Source organism: Burkholderia sp. SRS-W-2-2016 (assembly GCF_001931485.1).
Classification (GTDB): Bacteria; Pseudomonadota; Gammaproteobacteria; order Burkholderiales; family Burkholderiaceae; genus Paraburkholderia.
The window spans coordinates 1-18,590 of record NZ_MSDV01000034.1; the positions used below are offsets into that span (position 1 = coordinate 1).

Consider the following 18,590-nt stretch of genomic DNA (forward strand, 5'->3'; position numbering starts at 1 on the left):
GAGCTCACGCCCGTGGACAGCGAGCTGGCCGTCGTCGAGGTCGACGTCGACAGCGAACTCAGCCCCGTCGAAGTCGAGCTCGACAGGCTGATCACCGTACTATTCGTCGTGCTCAAACCCGTCGACAGTGAGCTCACGCCCGTGGACAGCGAGCTGGCCGTCGTCGAAGTCGACGTCGACAGCGAACTCAGCCCCGTCGAAGTCGAGCTCGACAGGCTGTTCACCGTGCTATTCGTCGTGCTCAGACCAGTCGACAACGAACTCACGCCCGTCGAAGTCGAACTCGACAGGCTGTTCACGGTGCTGTTCGTCGTGCTCAAACCCGTCGACAGTGAGCTCACACCCGTGGACAACGAACTGGCCGTCGTCGAAGTCGACGTCGACAACGAACTCAAGCCCGTCGACATCGAACTCGACAGGCTATTCACCGTGCTATTGGTCGTGCTCAGACCAGTCGACAACGAGCTCACGCCCGTGGACAACGAACTGGCCGTTGTCGAAGTCGACGTCGACAGCGAGCTCAGCCCCGTCGAAGTCGAGCTCGACAGGCTGTTCACCGTGCTATTCGTCGTGCTCAAACCCGTCGACAACGAACTCACGCCCGTCGAAGTCGAACTCGACAGGCTATTCACTGTGCTGTTCGTCGTGCTCAAACCCGTCGACAGTGAACTCACGCCCGTCGACAACGAGCTGGCCGTCGTCGAAGTCGACGTCGACAACGAACTCAACCCCGTCGAAGTCGAGCTCGACAGACTGTTCACCGTGCTATTCGTCGTGCTCAGACCCGTCGACAACGAGCTCACACCCGTGGACAACGAACTCAAGCCCGTCGAAGTCGAGCTCGACAGGCTATTAACTGTGCTATTCGTCGTGCTCAGGCCAGTCGACAACGAGCTCACACCCGTGGACAGCGAACTCACGCCCGTCGACGTCGAGCTCGACAGGCTATTCACCGTGCTATTGGTCGTGCTCAGACCAGTCGACAGCGAGCTCACCCCTGTGGACAACGAACTAGCCGTAGTCGAAGTCGACGTCGACAACGAACTAACCGAAGTCGAAACCGACGTCGACAAACTCGTCACCGCCGTCCCCACCCCAGCAACAGCCTGATTCGTCGCATACAACTCACTACCGTTAACCGCGTCCGTGCTGGTCGCGGAAATCCGCCCGGCCGCGACATTGGTGATCGTGCGCTCCGCGCCGGACGCGCCGACGCTCACCGTGCTGGCCGGCGCGGTGCCCGCAAACGTATACGCGGTGCCGTTGATCGTCGTGCCGGTAGTGGCGACCGCGGCGGCGGTCTTCGAGTTCGAGCCCAGTGCCACGTCGTTGGCGTTGCTGGCGACCGCGCTGGTGCCGAGCGCCAGCGCGCTGGTGCCCGCCGCCGTCGCGCCCACCCCCATCGCCACCGAGTTCACCGCGGAGGCCGTCGACTGCGTGCCGATCGCGATACCGTTGGTCGCGCTCGCGCTGACCACCGCGAACCGTCCCACCGCGAACGACTGGTCCGCCAAGGCCGCCGAGCCGCCCGAGCCCGAATTATTGCCGCCGCCCAACGCGATCGAACCCACCCCGGAGGCGGTCGCATCGTTGCCGAACGCGGCGGCGCTGACGTTCAACGCTTTGGAGCCCGAACCAAACGCGGTCGAACTGTTCGCGGTCGCCGTCGACGCACGCCCAATCGCCAGCGAATAGGAACCGCTCGCGGTGGTGTTCCAGCCGAGCGCGACCGATTCCGCACCGGACGCGGTCGTCACCGTCGTGTTCAACGCGCCGCCAGCCGCCACGTTGCCGCCGATCGCAATCGACGCGGTCCCCGTTGCCGCCCCCAACCCCGCCGAGTACTGCGCCTGCGCGACGTTCATCGCGGCGCCGCTCGCCAGCGCGACGACCACGACGGCTTTCGCCACCGCGGATATATTCGGTTTGCCGCGCGCGGACGAGATTTCGGAAGCGGCCACCCATGCACCGAGGGCCTCATTCCAGATCGAGCGGTAAGTTTTATTCATCTGTCATCTCTAACGAAAATGCGCGCTACAACCGCCCCGAATCTATTTATCAGAACGATTTCGATCCGCCAGAATGAGACCGAAAATCAGACGCGCGTGACGGGGATGACCGAATTCTAAGATTCCGCTTTTTTACCGACTGCCAAACAATGCAAATTAAATATGACGAATTTGTCAAATATTGCCAAATCTCTAAATTCGTAAATTACTGACAAATATGAGGTTTTCCCAGCAAACGTTTGCTGACAATCTTCCTGCGCCAGCCCCGCGTGAACCAACATTTTTTAAGATTCGGAAAAATCTTCCGAAATTCGCTCCGATTTCAGCAATCCATTAATTTCGAGCCAATTGAAATCGTTCACGCCAAACGCTTAAAATCCTCATTTCTATTTTTTAATCTTCTACAACCATAAAAACCGGCCGACCAATGACAAAATAGTTAACTCCGGTTAAAAAAACCCAACCCGCGCAGTCGCGCAACTCGCGCCCATTAAAAACCGTCAACCCGTTTGAAATTCGAGCCCCCCACTACCGCACCGACATCGGCGCAATCTCACCCCGCTGCCGCGCGCGGGTTTACCGCTTGCCAGCCGGTACGCTTGCCCCTATCGTCTGCCGATGCCGCCCCGAGGAACCGATGAGCGCCGACCCGATTACCGAACACTTGCAGCAAGGCGTGACGGCCCACGATGCGATGTCGTTGGCCGACGCCGAGCATCACTACCGCCAGGTGCTGACCGCGAATCCTGAGCATGCCGAAGCGTTGCATCGGCTCGGCGTGCTTCATCTACAGCGCGGCGATGCGCACAACGCGAGTCTGCTGCTTCGCCGCAGCATCGCATCCGAGCCGGATCGCGCGGCAGCTCACTGCAATCTCGGCGTCGCGCTGGAGCGGTTGCAGCGCTTTGCGGAAGCCGAAACCTGCTATCGGCAGGCGCTAGCTCTGAAGCCGGATTTCGTCGAAGCGCACGACAATCTCGGCATCGTGCTCGAAAACACCGGCCGTCTCGACGAAGCCGAGGCCTGCTACCGGCACGCGCTCGCACTGCAACCCGCGCGCGTCCACACGCACTTCCATCTCGGCAATCTGCTATTCAACGCCGCGCGGCTGGCCGAAGCCGAAACCTGCTATCGGCACACGCTGCTGCTCGCCCCGCACTACCCCGACGCACACAACAATTACGGACTCCTGCTAAGCGACAGCGGCCGTTTCGCCGAGGCCGAAGCAAGCTACAAGCAGGCGCTCGCACAACGTCCCGATTACGCCGATGCCCATCTCAACCTCGCGCTGCTGCTACACCGCGCCGGACGCCTGCACGATGCACTGACCTGCTACCAGCAGGCCGTTACGCTGCAACCGGACAACCCGCGCGCGCAGCTGAATTTCGGCAATCTGCTGCGCGACATGAACGATCCGAAAGCAGCCGAGGCCTGCTACCGGCACGCGCTATCGCTCGCGCCGGACTATGCGGAGGCCCACAACAACCTCGCTCTGACGCTCGCGCAAATGCAGCGACTCGACGCCGCCGAAGCGAGTTATCGCCGCGCGCTGGAGTTGCAGCCCGGCTTCGCCGGCGCGTGGGGCAATCTCGGCAGCCTGCTGCACGAAGCGCAACGCTGGCCCGAAGCGGAAGCCTGTTATCGGCAAGCCGCGGCGCTGCAACCCGCCGATGCCGCCGCGCAATTCAACCTGGCCAACCTGCTGACCGACACCGGCGCGGTGGCCGAAGCGGAGTCGTATTACCGGCGCGCGTTGTCGCTCGCACCGGGCTATGTCGATGCGTACAACAATCTCGGCGTACTGCTCGCCGCCACCGCGCGCGCCGACGAAGCCGAGGCGCTGCATCGGCACGCGCTCGCGCTGCAACCGGACCATGCGGATTCATATGCGAGCCTCGGCCGTCTGCTGCATAGCCGCCGGCGCCTGGCCGAAGCCGAAGCGTGTTATCGCGACGCGCTGACGCTCGAACCCGGCTCGGCCGTCGCGCACAACCGGCTCGGCTGCGTGCTGTACGAAGCGCAGCATCTCGACGAAGCGCACGCGTGCTTCACACGCGCGATCGCGCTGAACCCCGGCTATCTGCCCGCGCACTACAACCTGAGCCTCGTGTTGCTGAAAACCGGCCGTTACGCGCAAGCATGGCCGCTGCACGAAACGCGCTATCTGAGTTCGCCCGACTGGGGCAAGGACGAGATGCTCGCGCACCAGCGGCCCGCGCTGCCGTTCGCGCAGTGGCAACACGAATCGCTGGCGGGCAAATCGCTGCTCGTGTGGCCCGAGCAGGGCTTCGGCGATTGCCTCCAGTTCGCGCGTTTTATTCCGCTGCTGAAGGCGCGCGGCGTATCGAAGCTGACGGTCGCCAGTTCGCCCGCGCTGAAGAATCTGTTCGCGACGCTCGACGGCGTCGACGCGTGGGTCTGCTCGGACGACGACCCGGCCACGGTTCCGGCGCATGACTACTGGTGTCTGATGATGAGTCTGCCGCTGCACTTCGACACGACGCTGGACAACCTCCCTGCCCGGTTACCGTATCTGCATGCGGCGCCGGCACGCATCGAGTACTGGCGGGAACGGCTGGCATCGTGCATGCCGGCCGACACCAACGCCAACATCAACGCCGACACGAACCCCGCGCTGAAAGTCGGCCTCGTCTGGTCCGGCGAGCCGCGTCCCGATCAGTTGCACGCGCATGCGATCGACCAGCGTCGCTCGCTGCCGCCACGCGCATATCTGCCATTGCTGCGCGTGCCGGGCATCCGCTTCGTCAGTCTGCAAAAGGGTCAACGCGCGCAGGCGCAACTGGCGGACCTTCCCGCGGAGCTACGGCCATTCGATCCGACGAACGAAGTCGGCGATTTCGCCGACACGGCCGCGTTGATCGACAACCTCGACCTGGTGATTTCGGTCGATACGTCCGTCGCCCACCTGGCCGGCGCGCTCGGCAAACCGGTATGGATCCTGTCGCGTTTCGACGGTTGCTGGCGCTGGCTGCACGAGCGCGACGACTCGCCGTGGTATCCGGGCATCGCGCGTCTGTACCGGCAACGGCAGCCCGGCGACTGGGCGCCGGTGATAGAGAGGATCGCTGACGATCTGGCTCGCTTGCAGAAGAATCGCGCGCCGAGCTGACGCGCGCGCAGCTAACGCAACAGGCCCACCAGCTCAGCGCGCACCCGCTGCAAAACCGGCGCCCAATCCGCGTATTGCTGCTGCCGGTAAAGCGTCACCGACGGATACCACGGCGAATCATCACGCTCGAGCATCCACACCCAGTGCGGATTCACGTCCGCGAGCAACCACGTACGCGCGCCGAGCGCGCCGGCCAGATGCGCGAGCGACGTGCACACGGTAATCACCAGATCGAGATTGCCGATCAACGCGGCGGTGTCGTCGAACGATGCGAATTCCGCCGTGTAATCGGTCAGCGGCAAACCCGCCGCCGACATCTCGTGAACCTCGGCGGCGCCATCGATCTGCAGGCTGTAAAACGTCACGTCGGGCAAGCCGGCGAAAGCCTGCGCATACAGCGCGGGCGACACCTCGCGCAGCGCATTGCGCTGATGCGTGCGACTGCCGCTCCACACCAGCCCGACCTTGAGCTTGCGATCGCCCGACAGACGCTCGCGCCACTTCGTGAGCTTCACCGGATCCGCTTCGAGATAAGCGCGCGGCGCCGGCAACGTCTCGAGCGTGATGCCCAACGCCAACGGCAGACTACCCACCGGCAAATGAAAATCGAAGCGCGGCATGGGCTGCGCATCATGCGGCAACACCCGCGCGCCGAGCGGCGCGAGCGTGCGTTCGAACAGCGCGCACAGCGGCGCAAAGCAGCAGTAAATCAGCGTGCCGCCCGCTTGCCGCGCCTGCTCCGCGAGCCGCGACACGAAGCGCATGAACTGGATCGCATCGCCGAAGCCCTGCTCACCCCACACGAGCAAGGTCTTGCCGGCCAGACTCTCGCCGCGCCAGCGGGTGTCGTCGCTCAATTGCGAAGCCCGTTCCAGTTCCGGCGAACCGGCCCAGCGCGCTTCGTGATTGAGCCAGCCATTGCGGTAATCGCCGAGCAGCAATTGCAGCATCGCGATCGACCATTGGGTTTTTGCATCGGCCGAGCCGGTTCGCGCGGCACGCACCATCACGTCCAGCGCTTCGCGATGGCGCTGCAATTCCCGCAGCGCGTTGCTCAGCGCGAGCAGCGCCGATGGATACGTAGGCGCCAACGTGCACGCGCGTTGCGCGGCCAGCAACGCATGCTCCGGCTGGCGCTGCATCAACCACGCATTCGACGCATTGGTCCACGGCAACGCCGAATCGGGACCGATACGAAGCGCGTCGTTGCACAGGCGCAGCGCGGCTTCGCTGTCGCCGCGCGCCAGATGCAGCGCGGCCAGGTTGTTGCTCAGCATCGGATACTGCGGATCGAGCGAGCGCACGCGTTGGTACGCGGCGAGCGCCGCCGCATACGCGCCGCTGCGCTGACGCAACAGACCGAGCTGGAACCACGCGTTCGGCGCATCCGGCTGCCGGTCGCACCAGCGCAGCGCGACCTCGGCGGCTTCGTCGTCGCGTTCCAGTTGCTGCAAAAGTTCGCACCACTCATCGAACCATGCGGTCGCATCGGGTGCCTGATGATGCGCTCTCGCGTACCACTTTTGTGCCTGCTGCAAGCGTCCGTCACGACGCGCGTGGCGGGCCATTTCGAGCAGCGCCGGCGCGAAGTCGGGGGCGCTCGCAACCGCGCGTTCGAGCGCGGCGGCGGACTCCGCGTAGCGCCCCAGCAGACGCAGCAACATGGCCTGCGCGGTCAACGCGCCCGCATCGGCGGGTGCGCGTTGCAGCCAGTCGGCAATCTCACGGGACGCGGCAAGCAGATCGCCGCTCGTCAGACGCCGCTCGATGCGGGAGAACGGCGTGTCGGATGCGGGCATCGCCAGCAGCACATGAGGCGTGGCGCGGACCTGCACGGAGGTGACGCCGGCCGCGACGTGATCGCGGGCGGACCCGGCGGACCCGGCGGCGCCGCCCGGCATCGCCGCATGCTGGCCCGCGCCGGACAGCGCTCGCACCACCGCTGCGCCGCCCATCACGGTGTCGCGATCCGTGCTGGTCCCGCGCCGGCGTTTTGCGACTGCCGCGGCGCGTAGCCGGTAAGACGCCACTGTCCGTCGTTCTCCAGCTGGAAGCTGACCATCTCGAACAGCGTATGGCCGTCGGCGAGCGTGGTCGCGAAATCGACGTTCGCATACAGTCCGTCCGGCACCCCGTTGACCTGCGTATAACGGATCCGCGTGACCGCCGCCCAGCCGCGCTTCGACACCGCGCCCACCGTCTGCCGCGCCTGCCGCATCGAGCCCGCGAACTGCTGCTCGTTCATCTTCTCGCGCATGAACGGCGCCGCGCTCTGCCACAGCGCGTCGTACTGGCCGGCGTCGATCTGTTGCAGCGCCCGGTTGGCGTCGCCGAGCAGTTCATCGGCGGAAGCGCCCGGCTCGGCCGCGGCGGCGAGCGTGCAGCAGGCGGCCAGCGCGGCGGCAAAGAAGGCCCGCAGCGCGATGGCTTGGTGTGTCGATCGAATCATCTGGAATCCCTGGTATCTGGCCGAACGGCGAAGCACCGATTTTTGAGAAATTGCGGCAACGCCAGACTAGCAGCGCGCCCAGATTTAACGTTTCAAGAATTGAAAAATCGCCTGGCGGCAACTGTCAAATTTGGTCAGTCCGCCCGTGGTGGTTGCCCCCGATGGCGCCGGCCGATTCATCTCGTTATTGTGCGCAGACGGCCGGCCGTCCTGTTCGCGACCCGGCCGCGCGCCCACTAACGATCTGGAAAACGCGATGAATATCACGCTCCGACAACTCAGCGCTTTCGTGGTCCTCGCCAAAACCGGCGCGTTCACCAGCGCGGCCACCCGGCTGCACATCACCCAAAGCGCGCTCAGCGCGCTGATCAAGGATCTCGAACAGGCGCTCGACGTGCAGTTGGTGCATCGCACCACCCGCAGCGTTCAGCTCTCCGATGTCGGCGCGCAGTTTCTGCCGCTCGCGCAACGCATCCTCGACGATCTCGAACGCGCGAAGCGCTCGATCGCCGAACTGAAGTCGCTCAATGCCGGTCAGGTGCGCATCGCGGTGCCGCAGCTGATGGCCTGCACGCTGATGCCGCAAGTGGTCGCCGCGTTCACCGCGCAGCATCCGAAGGTCGATGTGCTGATCGTCGATTGCGACGTGGAGGACATTCCGATGCGCGTGCTCAGCGGCGAAGCCGATCTGGGCATCGGCCCGGAGCGCGCGGTCAGCAGCGAACTGGCGGTACGGCCGCTGTTCGATCTGCCGTTTCTCGCGGTGTTTCCGCAAGACCATCCGCTCGGCCGCCAGAAGCAGGTCGCATGGGCCGATCTCGCGCGCTATCCGCTGATCTCGCTGCGCGACGACTACACGCGGATGCTGAACAGCCAGTTGACCGCGATGATCCAGCTCGAACTCGAACCCGCGTATGAAGTCGCGTTCGTGACGACCGCGTTGAGCATGGTGGCCACGGGTCTGGGCATCACCACCTGCCTGCCCTACGCGGTATCGCTGCTCGATCTGCACCGGCTGCAACGGCGGCAACTGGTGGAACCCTCGCTGACCCGCAAATTCCACGTGTACAGCCGCGCGGAGCGGCAGCTCGGTCCGGTCGCGCAGGGCTTCGCCGAGTTCCTCGTCGGCTACTTCGATGCGCGCGACTGGAACGCGACGTTCAACGAAAGTGAGGTGCCGCTGCCGCCCGCTTGAGCCGCGCCGCGATTCATCGCCGGTTCCGATAAATCGACAAGAAAAAAGCGTTTGCCCGCATGCGCGCGGCGCAGTTGAATAGAGCATCCATCGGCGGTCCCGGTTGCAGTTCGGGGTCATGCACAGCAGCACGTGAGCGCCGTGGCGATACTCCAGGAGACACGATGAAAGCGACGCAATCCGAACGCGGCCAACCGAGCGGCACACCCGTGCGCTTGCGCACCACCGCCAGCGTCACCGCACCGCCAGCGCATGCTTCGCACACCCTCCCCGGCGGGCGGACACGATGAGCGAACTCGACTATCAAAGCGGCTTCGGCAACAGCTTCGCGAGCGAGGCGCTGCCCGGCGCGCTGCCGGCCGGCCGCAATTCGCCGCAGCGCTGCGCGTACGGGCTGTACGCCGAGCAACTGACCGGCAGCGCATTTACCGCGCCGCGCGCCGAGAACCGCCGCTCGTGGCTGTACCGGATCCGTCCCGCGGCGATGCATCCGCCGTTCACCCGGATCGACGCGCCGCGCTTCGTCAGCGACTTCAGTGCGACGCTGACGCCGCCGAACCAGTTGCGCTGGAATCCGCTGCCGGCGCCCGCGAAACCGACCGACTTCATCGACGGAATCGTCACGCTGGCCGGCCAGGGCGATCCGAACGCGATGCACGGCGCGGCCGTCCATACGTACGCGGCCAATCGCGACATGGTCGAACGGGTGTTTTACAACGCCGACGGCGAGCTGCTGATCGTCCCGCAACAGGGCCGCCAACGCTTCGTCACCGAACTGGGCGTGCTCGAAGTCGAGCCGCAGGAGATCGTCGTGATTCCGCGCGGCGTGCGCTTTCGGGTCGAGTTGCCGGACGGCGTCGCGCGCGGCTATATCTGCGAGAACTACGGCGCGCCGTTCCGGCTGCCCGATCTCGGTCCGATCGGCTCGAACGGTCTGGCCAATCCGCGCGACTTCCTGACGCCGGTGGCCGCCTATGAGGACGTCGACGCGCCGCACGAACTCGTCGCGAAGTTCGCCGGGCATCTGTGGTCGACCCGCATCGGCCATTCGCCGCTCGACGTGGTCGCGTGGCACGGCAACTACGCGCCGTATAAATACGACCTGCGCCGCTTCAACACGATCGGCTCGATCAGCTTCGACCACCCGGACCCGTCGATATTTCTGGTGCTGCACAGCGCATCGGATACGCCCGGGGTCAGCAGCATCGACTTCGTGATCTTTCCGCCGCGCATCCTCGCGATGGAGGATACGTTCCGGCCGCCGTGGTTTCACCGCAATGTCGCATCGGAATTCATGGGCCTCGTGCACGGCAGCTACGACGCCAAGGCCGACGGCTTCAGCCCCGGCGGCGCCAGCCTGCACAACTGCATGACCGGCCACGGCCCGGATGGCGCGACCTTCGAGAAAGCCAGTCACGCGGATACTTCGCAACCCGAAGCGATTCGCGACACGATGGCCTTCATGTTCGAAACCCGCTGCATCTGGCGGCCGACCCAGCAGGCCCTCGACGCGGCCGAACTGCAGGACGACTACTACCGCTGCTGGCAATCCCTGCGCAAACACTTCGATCCGGGCAAGCGATGAACATTCTCGACATCACCCACGACCCGGCGCTGACGAGCTGGGTGCGCTCGGCCAACGACCCGGCCACCGAGTTCCCGATCCAGAACCTGCCGTTCGGGCGTTTCCGCTATGACCCGGACAGCGAGTGGCGAATCGGCGTCGCGATCGGCGATCAGGTGCTGGACCTGCACGACGCCGGGCTGATCGGGCACAACGACATGAACCTGCTGATGCAGAGCGAGCCGGCCGAGCGTCACGCGCTGCGCCATGCGATCTCGGCGGGGCTGCGCGAAGGCAGCGCGCAACGCCCGGACTTCGAAGCGGCGCTGGTCGCGCAGTCGGCTGTCGAACTGGGGCTGCCCTGCGAGGTCGGCGACTACACCGACTTCTACGTCGGCATCCATCACGCGAGCGCGGTCGGCCAGCTGTTTCGCCCGGACAATCCGCTGCTGCCCAATTACAAGTGGGTGCCGATCGGCTACCACGGCCGCGCGTCGACGTTGCAGGTCAGCGGCAGCGGCTTTCACCGGCCGCTCGGTCAGGTGATGAGCGCGGCGCGCGAGCGGCCCGAACTGCTGCCCACCGCGCGGCTCGACATCGAACTCGAACTCGGCTTCTTTATCGGCCGGCCCAATGCGCAGGGCGTGCCGGTGCCGATCGAGCGCGCCGAGGATCACGTGTTCGGCGTCACGCTGTTCAACGACTGGAGCGCGCGCGATGTGCAGAGCTGGGAATATCAGCCGCTCGGCCCGTTCCTGTCGAAGAACTTCGCGAGCACGGTGTCGCCGTGGATGGTCACGCTCGACGCGCTCGCGCCGTTCCGCCGCCCGTTCGAGCGCCCCGCCGGCGACCCCGAGCCGCTGCCCTATCTCGACTCGCCGGACAACCGCGCGTACGGCGCGCTCGACATCCAGATGGAAGTGCTGTTGCAGACCGCGCGGATGGCCCAGGCGGGCCACGCCGGCGACGTGATCAGCCGCTCGAATTTCGCGGACGCCGCGTACTGGAGTCTCGCGCAACTGGTCGCGCATCACACCGTGAACGGCTGCGCGTTGCGCGCCGGCGACCTGTTCGGCTCCGGCACGTTGTCCGGTCCCACGCGGCAGCAATCGGGCTCGCTGCTGGAGCTGACGGTCGGCGGCCAGCAGCCGCTCACGCTATCGAACGGCGAGCAACGCAGCTTTCTCGCCGACGGCGACACGATCGTGCTGCGCGCATGGTGCGCGCGCGAGGGCTTGCGGCGAATCGGCTTCGGCGAATGCCGCGGCACGGTGCTGCCGGTGTTCGGGCGCGCGGCGCCGTAGTACCACGAGAAAAAACCGGCTTCGGCACGGACCTGGGAGCGCCGCATGACATATGCACAGCACAGCGCGGCGGAATCGAACGATAAAAAGGAGACCCCTATGATCAAGGGCAAAGTGGCGATCGTGACCGGCTCGACCAGCGGCATCGGTCTGGCCGTCGCGCATCAATTGGCGGGCGCCGGTGTCGCCGTCGTGCTCAACGGCCTCAAACATGCTGAGGAGGTCGAAGCGTTGCGCGAATCGCTGGCGATGGAATACTGCGTGCCGATCCACTACAGCAGCGCGGACATGAGCGAACCCGAACAGATCGCGCGGATGGTCGCCGACACCGAGCGCCGGCTCGGCAGCGTCGATATCCTCGTCAACAACGCCGGCATCCAGCACGTCGCGCCGGTCGACGCGTTTCCGGCCAACCGCTGGGAACAGATTCTGGCGGTCAACCTGTCGTCGAATTTCCATACGATTCGCGCCGCGTTGCCGGGCATGAAGGCGCGCCGCTGGGGGCGTATCATCAACGTCGCGTCGGCGCATGGGCTCGTCGCGTCGCCGTTCAAGTCGGCCTACGTGGCGGCCAAGCACGGCGTGCTCGGACTCACGAAGACCGTCGCGCTCGAAGTCGCCGAGACGCCGATCACCTGCAACGCGATCTGTCCGGGCTATGTGAGAACGCCGCTCGTCGAAGGCCAGATTCGCGATCAGGCGAAGGCGCACGACATGAGCGAAGAGCGCGTGGTTCGCGAGGTTATTCTGCAATCCCAACCGAACCGGCGCTTCGTCGAAGCCGACGAAATCGGCAACGTGGTGCTGTTTCTGTGTTCGCCGGGCGCCGCCTCGATCACCGGCGCCGCGCTGCCGGTCGAGGGCGGCTGGACCGCCCGTTAGAGGGAGCATGCGATGACACGTTCGCTCAGCGACACGGTCGCCCGCCTCGCCGAGGGCTACCGCAGCAAGATCGTCCTCGCCGCCGATGCGGTGCGCCTGATCCGGCCCGGCGACACGGTCGCGACCGGCGGCTTCGTCGGCATCGGTTTTCCGGAAGCGGTCGCGGCCGCGCTCGAAGCGCTGTACCTGGACCCGCAGATGCCGCCCGCCGCGAAGCCCGCCGACCTGACGCTGCTGTATGCGGCCGGCCAGGGCGACGGCAAAACGCTCGGGCTGAATCACTTCGGCCACGCGGGGCTCGTCAAACGCGCGATCGGCGGACACTGGGGACTGGTGCCGCGCCTGCAGAAGCTCGCGCTAGACAACGAGATCGAAGCGTACAACCTGCCGCAAGGGGTAATCACTCATCTGTTTCGCGACATCGCCGCCGGCAAGCCCGGGCATCTGAGCCGCATCGGTCTGGGCACCTTCGTCGACCCGCGCCACGGCGGCGGCAGACTGAACGCGCGCACCACCGAAGAGCTGGTGTCGCTGATCGAAGTGCGCGGACAGGAATATCTGTTCTACCCGACCCTGCCGGTCGACGTCGCGCTGGTGCGCGGCACCACCGCCGACCCCGACGGCAACATCACGATGGAGCGCGAGGCGTTGACGCTCGAAATGCTGTCGATCGCGATGGCCGCGCGCAACAGCGGCGGCCTCGTGATCGTGCAGGTCGAGCGGCTGGCCGCGCGCGGCTCGCTCAATCCGCGCGAGGTGAAGATTCCCGGCATCCTCGTCGACTGCGTGGTGCTCGCTCGGCCCGAGCAGCACCGGCAGACTTTCGCGACCGCCTACAACCCGGCCTATGCGGGCGAGCTGCGCGTACCCGACGACACATCGAAGCCAATGCGCCTCGACGTGCGCAAGGTGATCGCGCGGCGCGCCGCGATGGAGCTGCGCGCGGGCAGCGTCGTCAATCTCGGCATCGGCATGCCGGAAGGCGTCGCGGCGGTGGCCGCCGAAGAGCGCATCGCCGACCTGTTCACGCTGACCGCCGAGCCCGGCGTGATCGGCGGCATTCCGGCCGGCGGGCTCGATTTCGGCGCGGCGGTCAATCCGCAGGCGATCATCGACCAGCCGTACCAGTTCGACTTCTACGACGGCGGCGGGCTCGACGTCGCGGTGCTCGGCCTCGCCCAGGTCGACGCCGAGGGTAACGTCAACGTGTCGAAGTTCGGGCCGCGCCTCGCCGGCGCCGGCGGCTTCATCAACATCAGCCAGAGCGCGAAAAAAGTCGTGTACGCAGGCACTTTTCTGAGCGGCGCGTGCGAGATCGCGGTGACGCCCGACGGTCTGTGCATCGAGCGCGACGCGTGCACGTCGAAGTTCGTCGCCGAGGTCGAACACCGCACCTTCTCGGGATCTCACGCGGCGGCCGAGCACAAGGAGGTGCTGTTCGTCACCGAGCGCTGCGTGCTCGAACTGCGCGCGGACGGCCTCGTGCTGACCGAGCTCGCGCCGGGCGTCGATCTCGAACGGGACGTGCTCGCGCATATGGCGTTCCGTCCGCGCATCGAAGGGCCGCGGCCGATGGACCGGCGCCTCTTTCGCGACGAGCCGATGGAGCTGCGCCGCCGCCTCGTCGGCCTGCCGTTCGACGCGCGCTTCGCGTACGACGCCGCGAAGAACGTGCTGTATCTGAACTTCGAGCGCTTCGAGATCAAGACAGCGCAGACCATCGAGGCGATCCGCCTGAAGGTCGCGGAGATCTGCGAGCCGGTCGTCGCGCGCGGCCAGCGCGTGCAGGCGATCGTCAACTACGACGGCTTCGAGATCGACCGCGATATGGAGGACCGCTACATAGAGATGGCGCGCGACTGCGTCGAGCGTTTTTATTCGAGCGTCACGCGCTTCACGACCAGCGCGTTCATGCGCGCGAAGCTCGGCGACGCGTTGGCGCGCCGCAAACTCGCGCCTTATATTTTCGAGAGCGAAGCGGAAGCGAGAGACAACCTCGCGGCCATGAAGAAATAAACCGGCAACGGCTCGCCGGGTACAGCAGACCCGAGCGAGACGCACAGGAGACACCCGAGATGAACACACCCGCACAGTCCGTCGATATCCGCGAGCTGATCGACGCGAACCCGCTCAGCCGCTTTCAGGTCGGCATTCTGGTGCTGGTCGGCATGGCCGTCGTGATCGACGGCTTCGACGTCCAGGCAATGGGCTTCGTGGCCCCGGCGATCATTCACGAATGGGGCATCAGCAAGGCCGAACTCGGCAAGGTATTCGGCGCCGGATTGTTCGGGATGCTGATCGGTTCGCTCGCGCTCAGCGTTCTCGCCGACAAGATCGGCCGGCGGCCGGTGCTGATCGGCGCGACGCTGTTCTTTTCGATCTGCATGCTGGCCACTGTCTGGACCACCACGATCACGCAGCTGGAGGTGGTGCGCTTCATCACCGGTCTCGGGCTCGGCGGGATCATGCCGAACGCGATGGCGCTGGCCGGCGAATACAGCCCGAAGCGCAAGCGCGTAACGCTGATGATGCTGGTGTCGTGCGGCTTCACGCTCGGCGCGGTGCTCGGCGGCCTGCTGTCCGCGGCGATGATTCCCGCGTTCGGCTGGCGCTCGGTGTTCTACCTCGGCGCCGCGGTCCCGCTGCTGATGGCCGCGCTGATGTACTGGCTGGTGCCCGAGTCGCTGCAGTTCATGGTGCTCAAGGGCCGCAAGCTCGACACGGTCGCGCAGTCGCTGCGGCGGATCGCGCCGGCCGCGCGGATCGATGCGAACACCCGCTATGCGATCACCGAGCAGCGGCACTCGGGCGCGCCGGTCGGCGAGCTGTTCCGCCACGGCCGCGCGCTGGTCACGGTGCTGCTGTGGGTCGTCAACTTCATGAATCTGCTGAACCTGTACTTCCTGTCGAACTGGCTGCCGACGATCGCCGCCGGCACCGGCATGTCCACGCAGACCGCCGTGCTGGTCGGCACCACGTTGCAGGTGGGCGGCGTGCTCGGCACCGTGCTGATGGGACCGGTGATCGACCGGGTCGGCTTCTTCAAGATGCTGGTGCCGTCGTTCCTCGTCGCCGCGGTCACGATCGCGACGATCGGCCAGCCGAACATCGCGCTGCCGCTGCTGTTCGCGGCGGTGCTGGTGACGGGGTTCTGCATCGTCGGCGGTCAGCCGGCCGTCAATGCGCTGGCCGCGACCTACTATCCGACCACGCTGCGCTCTACCGGAATCGGCTGGAGTCTGGGGATCGGGCGGATCGGCTCGATCGTCGGGCCGGTGCTGGGCGGCGAACTGATTCGCCGCAACTGGTCGAACGGCGACATCTTTCTGGCGGTGGCGGTGCCGGCTGCGTTATCGGCGCTGCTGCTGGTCGCGATGGCGATGTGCGGCGGCGCGAAGACCGGGCCGGTCGTTAAGGATGCGCTGTCGCATTGACGGGCGCGTGGCGATCGGGCGGCGCCACGCGGGACGAGCGGGCCACGCGGTTCAGAACGAGGTTCAAGGCGCGGTTCACGCGTGGCCGGTCACAAACTTTCTGGTCGCGTGATAACCGTGGCGGGTCGCGTCGGCGACCGCGTGGCCCGCCGATTTAAAGCCGTGGCCGACCGCGTGTGCGCCATCGCGCACCGCATGGCCGGTGTTGCGGCCGGCCGTCTTTACATCGCTTTTGAACTGATGCGCGCCGCTCGACACGCTCGCGTGAGCGAGCGGGCTGAGCGCGGTCAGCGTGGCGAGGATCAGGGCAATCCGGGTCTTTTTCATCATTCCGATCTCGGCGATATCAGTGATCTCAACGGTGCCAGCCGCGGCCGCCGCCGAAGCCGACTCCCACGCCGACATCGACGACCGGCGCCGCGTAGTAACCCGGCGCATAGCCATAGACGGGCGCCGGCGCGGGCGCATAACCATAAGGCGGGGCGACGATACAGCCCGACAGGGTGGCCGCAAGGGCCAGGACAGATAGAAGTTTGAGCATGTTTGTTCTCCGTGACCCGAATTCTAGAAGGCCCGCATATTCCGATCCGCAACGAAGTGTGTCCGAAAGTAACGGGTGCAACCGCGCGGGCGCGGCCCCTCGCCTGCGCGCCGTGCGGGCGCGATGCACTACCATCCATGAGTGGGTCGACACCGGCTTGCCGGCAGCGCGTCAACCGGCGCTCCATTTTTTTCGACCGCCCTGTCCATCGGCACGCGGCCCGCGCGTCATTGAAGTGGCGGACCGATTCAATTGACCCGCCTCAATCCCATGACGGAGGCTCAGATGCAATACCTGTTGATGATCTATTCGGAAGAAACCCGCTGGAACCAGATGACCGATGCCGAACGGCAACAAGGCGTGGCCGCGTATCACGCGTACACCGAGTCGTTGCAGAAGGCCGGCGCGCTGGTCGGCGCGAACCGGCTGCAACCGTCGGGGACCGCGACCACGGTGCAGCTCGTCGACGGCAAGCCGCAGGTGCTCGACGGGCCGTTCTCCGATTCGAAGGAGCAGCTCGCCGGCTATTACCTCGTCGACGTGCCGAATCTCGATGCGGCGATCACGTGGGCGTCGCGCTGCCCGGGCGCCGCGCATGGGCGGATGGAAGTGCGTCCGGTGTGGACCGCGCCGTACGATGCGCGTAACGCCTGATGAACCGGCGCAGCGGCGCGGGTGATGCGGGCGGCGAAGCTGAGGCGCAGGCCAATGCCAATGCAGACGCCAGCGCAAACGCCGAAGCCGACTCTCACGCCACCCACGCCGCCCGCGCGACCGCCGAGGCGGTCGCGCGCCGCAGCTATGGCAAGCTCGTCGCGCTGCTGGCGATGCGCACGCGCGACGTCGCCGCGGCCGAAGACGCGCTCGCCGACGCGTTCGCGGCCGCCCTCGCCGACTGGCCGGCGCGCGGCTGCCCGGCCAATCCGGAAGCATGGTTGATGACGGTCGCGCGCCGCCGGGCGATCGACGGCGCGCGCCATCGCCACACCGGCGACGAAGTCGCGAACCAGCTGCTGATCCTCGCCGACGAAATCGACGCGCACGAAGCCGGCGCGCTGCCCGATCAGCGCCTCGCGTTGCTGTTCGCATGCACGCACCCGGCGCTCGAACCGGCGATCCGCACGCCGCTGATGTTGCAGGTGGTGCTCGGTCTCGACGCGAAGACGATCGCGTCGGCGTTTCTGCTGTCGCCGGCGGCGATCAGCAAGCGCCTCGTGCGCGCGAAGCACAAGATTCGCGCCGCCGGCATCCCGTTCAGCGTGCCCGAGCGCGACGAGTTGCCCGGCCGTCTCGCCGCGGTCCTCGAAGCGGTGTATGCCGCATACGCGGAAGGCTGGACCGATCCGCTCGGCGACGATGTCGAGCGCCGCGATCTCGCCGGCGAGGCGCTGTTTCTCGCGCAACTGCTCGCCGAACTGATGCCCGACGAGCCCGAAACGCTCGGCCTGCTCGCGCTGATGCTGTACGCGCATGCGCGCCGGGCCGCGCGACGCGATGCGGCCGGCGACTACGTGCCGCTGTCCGCGCAGAACCCGGCGAGCTGGAACGCGCCGCTGCTCGACGCCGCCGACGCGCTGCTCACGCGCGCGAGCACCTTCCACGCGATCGGCCGTTTTCAGCTGGAAGCGGCGTTGCAGTCCGCGCACGTGCATCGTTGCCAGAGCGGTCGCGCGAACTGGAACGAGGTCGTGCAGCTTTACGACGCGTTGTTTGCGATTACCGCGTCGCCGGTCGTCGCGGTGAACCGCGCGCTCGCGCTGGCCGAACGCGACGGCCCGCAAGCCGCGCTCGACGCGCTCGCGCCGTACGCGGACGATCCGCGACTCGCCGAGTACCAGCCGTACTGGGCCGCGCGCGCCGATCTGCTCGCGCGCGCCGGCGCGACCCTTGAAGCGCTCGCCGCCTACGATCTCGCGATCGGCCTCGAACGCGATCCGGCCGCGCGGCGCTTTTTGCAGCGCAGACGCAGCGAATTGGCAAGGGGCTCACCGATCTAAACTGCTTTGTCCGCCCCATAACCTGTTTATCGCGGCAAGCGCGCCGGCCGATAAGACGCTAATCTTGTGCTCCCTGTTCGCCCGG

The 18,590-nt window shown here is 66.2% G+C and carries 13 protein-coding genes and 2 pseudogenes; 9 read left to right on the forward strand and 6 right to left on the reverse strand.

From position 1 onward, the window contains the following. Both BTH42_RS36465 and BTH42_RS36030 read right to left on the reverse strand, forming a co-directional pair. Window positions 1-1,838: pseudogene (locus BTH42_RS36465) on the reverse strand (hemagglutinin); the annotation flags it as partial. Window positions 1,839-1,928: 90 nt separating this feature from the next. Beyond that, a pseudogene (locus BTH42_RS36030) lies at window positions 1,929-2,009 on the reverse strand (ESPR domain-containing protein); the annotation flags it as partial. Between the two features lie 637 nt (window positions 2,010-2,646). Between BTH42_RS36030 and BTH42_RS15705 the strand changes: the two are divergent. After that, window positions 2,647-5,139: a tetratricopeptide repeat protein gene (locus tag BTH42_RS15705; protein WP_083654821.1), complete on the forward strand. Its 2,493-nt coding sequence runs from the start codon at window positions 2,647-2,649 to the stop codon at window positions 5,137-5,139. Between the two features lie 11 nt (window positions 5,140-5,150). Here BTH42_RS15705 and BTH42_RS15710 read toward each other — a convergent pair whose 3' ends face one another. Both BTH42_RS15710 and BTH42_RS15715 read right to left on the reverse strand, forming a co-directional pair. Then, window positions 5,151-7,094: a lipopolysaccharide assembly protein LapB gene (locus BTH42_RS15710; RefSeq protein WP_256702061.1), complete on the reverse strand. Its 1,944-nt coding sequence runs from the start codon at window positions 7,092-7,094 to the stop codon at window positions 5,151-5,153. Then, window positions 7,094-7,588: a DUF4019 domain-containing protein gene (locus tag BTH42_RS15715; protein WP_075300970.1), complete on the reverse strand. Its 495-nt coding sequence runs from the start codon at window positions 7,586-7,588 to the stop codon at window positions 7,094-7,096. Before BTH42_RS15715 ends, BTH42_RS15710 begins: the two co-directional genes overlap by 1 nt. A 256-nt stretch (window positions 7,589-7,844) precedes the next feature. Between BTH42_RS15715 and BTH42_RS15720 the strand changes: the two genes are divergently transcribed. From BTH42_RS15720 to BTH42_RS15745, 6 genes are all read left to right on the forward strand, one after another. Further along, window positions 7,845-8,783: a LysR family transcriptional regulator gene (locus BTH42_RS15720; protein ID WP_075300972.1), complete on the forward strand. Its 939-nt coding sequence runs from the start codon at window positions 7,845-7,847 to the stop codon at window positions 8,781-8,783. A 286-nt stretch (window positions 8,784-9,069) separates the two neighbouring features. Then, on the forward strand, window positions 9,070-10,368 hold the full coding sequence (gene hmgA, locus BTH42_RS15725) for a homogentisate 1,2-dioxygenase (RefSeq protein ID WP_075300974.1): 1,299 nt from the start codon (window positions 9,070-9,072) through the stop codon (window positions 10,366-10,368). Then, complete coding sequence (fahA, locus tag BTH42_RS15730; RefSeq protein WP_075300976.1) at window positions 10,365-11,651, forward strand: fumarylacetoacetase; 1,287 nt, start codon at window positions 10,365-10,367, stop codon at window positions 11,649-11,651. The genes hmgA and fahA overlap by 4 nt, the downstream gene beginning before the upstream one ends. A gap of 99 nt (window positions 11,652-11,750) precedes the next feature. Beyond that, entirely contained in the window at window positions 11,751-12,533 is a 783-nt protein-coding gene (locus BTH42_RS15735; RefSeq protein ID WP_075300978.1) for a 3-hydroxybutyrate dehydrogenase, read from the forward strand. A gap of 12 nt (window positions 12,534-12,545) precedes the next feature. Further along, window positions 12,546-14,549: an acyl CoA:acetate/3-ketoacid CoA transferase gene (locus tag BTH42_RS15740; RefSeq protein ID WP_075300980.1), complete on the forward strand. Its 2,004-nt coding sequence runs from the start codon at window positions 12,546-12,548 to the stop codon at window positions 14,547-14,549. A 59-nt stretch (window positions 14,550-14,608) separates the two neighbouring features. Next, the gene (locus BTH42_RS15745; protein ID WP_075300982.1) at window positions 14,609-15,967 is read left to right on the forward strand and encodes an MFS transporter; all 1,359 of its coding nucleotides are present in this window, start codon (window positions 14,609-14,611) and stop codon (window positions 15,965-15,967) included. Window positions 15,968-16,042: 75 nt separating this feature from the next. Here the strand turns inward: BTH42_RS15745 and BTH42_RS15750 are convergent, their stop codons facing one another. Then, window positions 16,043-16,294, reverse strand: a complete 252-nt coding sequence (locus BTH42_RS15750) for a hypothetical protein (protein WP_075301161.1) — start codon at window positions 16,292-16,294, stop codon at window positions 16,043-16,045. Window positions 16,295-16,322: 28 nt separating this feature from the next. Next, entirely contained in the window at window positions 16,323-16,508 is a 186-nt protein-coding gene (locus BTH42_RS15755; RefSeq protein WP_075300992.1) for a hypothetical protein, read from the reverse strand. Window positions 16,509-16,793: 285 nt separating this feature from the next. Here BTH42_RS15755 and BTH42_RS15760 point away from each other — a divergent pair, with 285 nt between their 5' ends. Both BTH42_RS15760 and BTH42_RS15765 read left to right on the forward strand, forming a co-directional pair. Then, on the forward strand, window positions 16,794-17,162 hold the full coding sequence (locus BTH42_RS15760) for a YciI family protein (RefSeq protein ID WP_075300994.1): 369 nt from the start codon (window positions 16,794-16,796) through the stop codon (window positions 17,160-17,162). Beyond that, window positions 17,162-18,505, forward strand: coding sequence for an RNA polymerase sigma factor (locus BTH42_RS15765; protein ID WP_083654822.1), 1,344 nt, complete (start codon window positions 17,162-17,164; stop codon window positions 18,503-18,505). Before BTH42_RS15760 ends, BTH42_RS15765 begins: the two co-directional genes overlap by 1 nt. The last annotated feature ends 85 nt before the right edge of the window (window positions 18,506-18,590 follow it).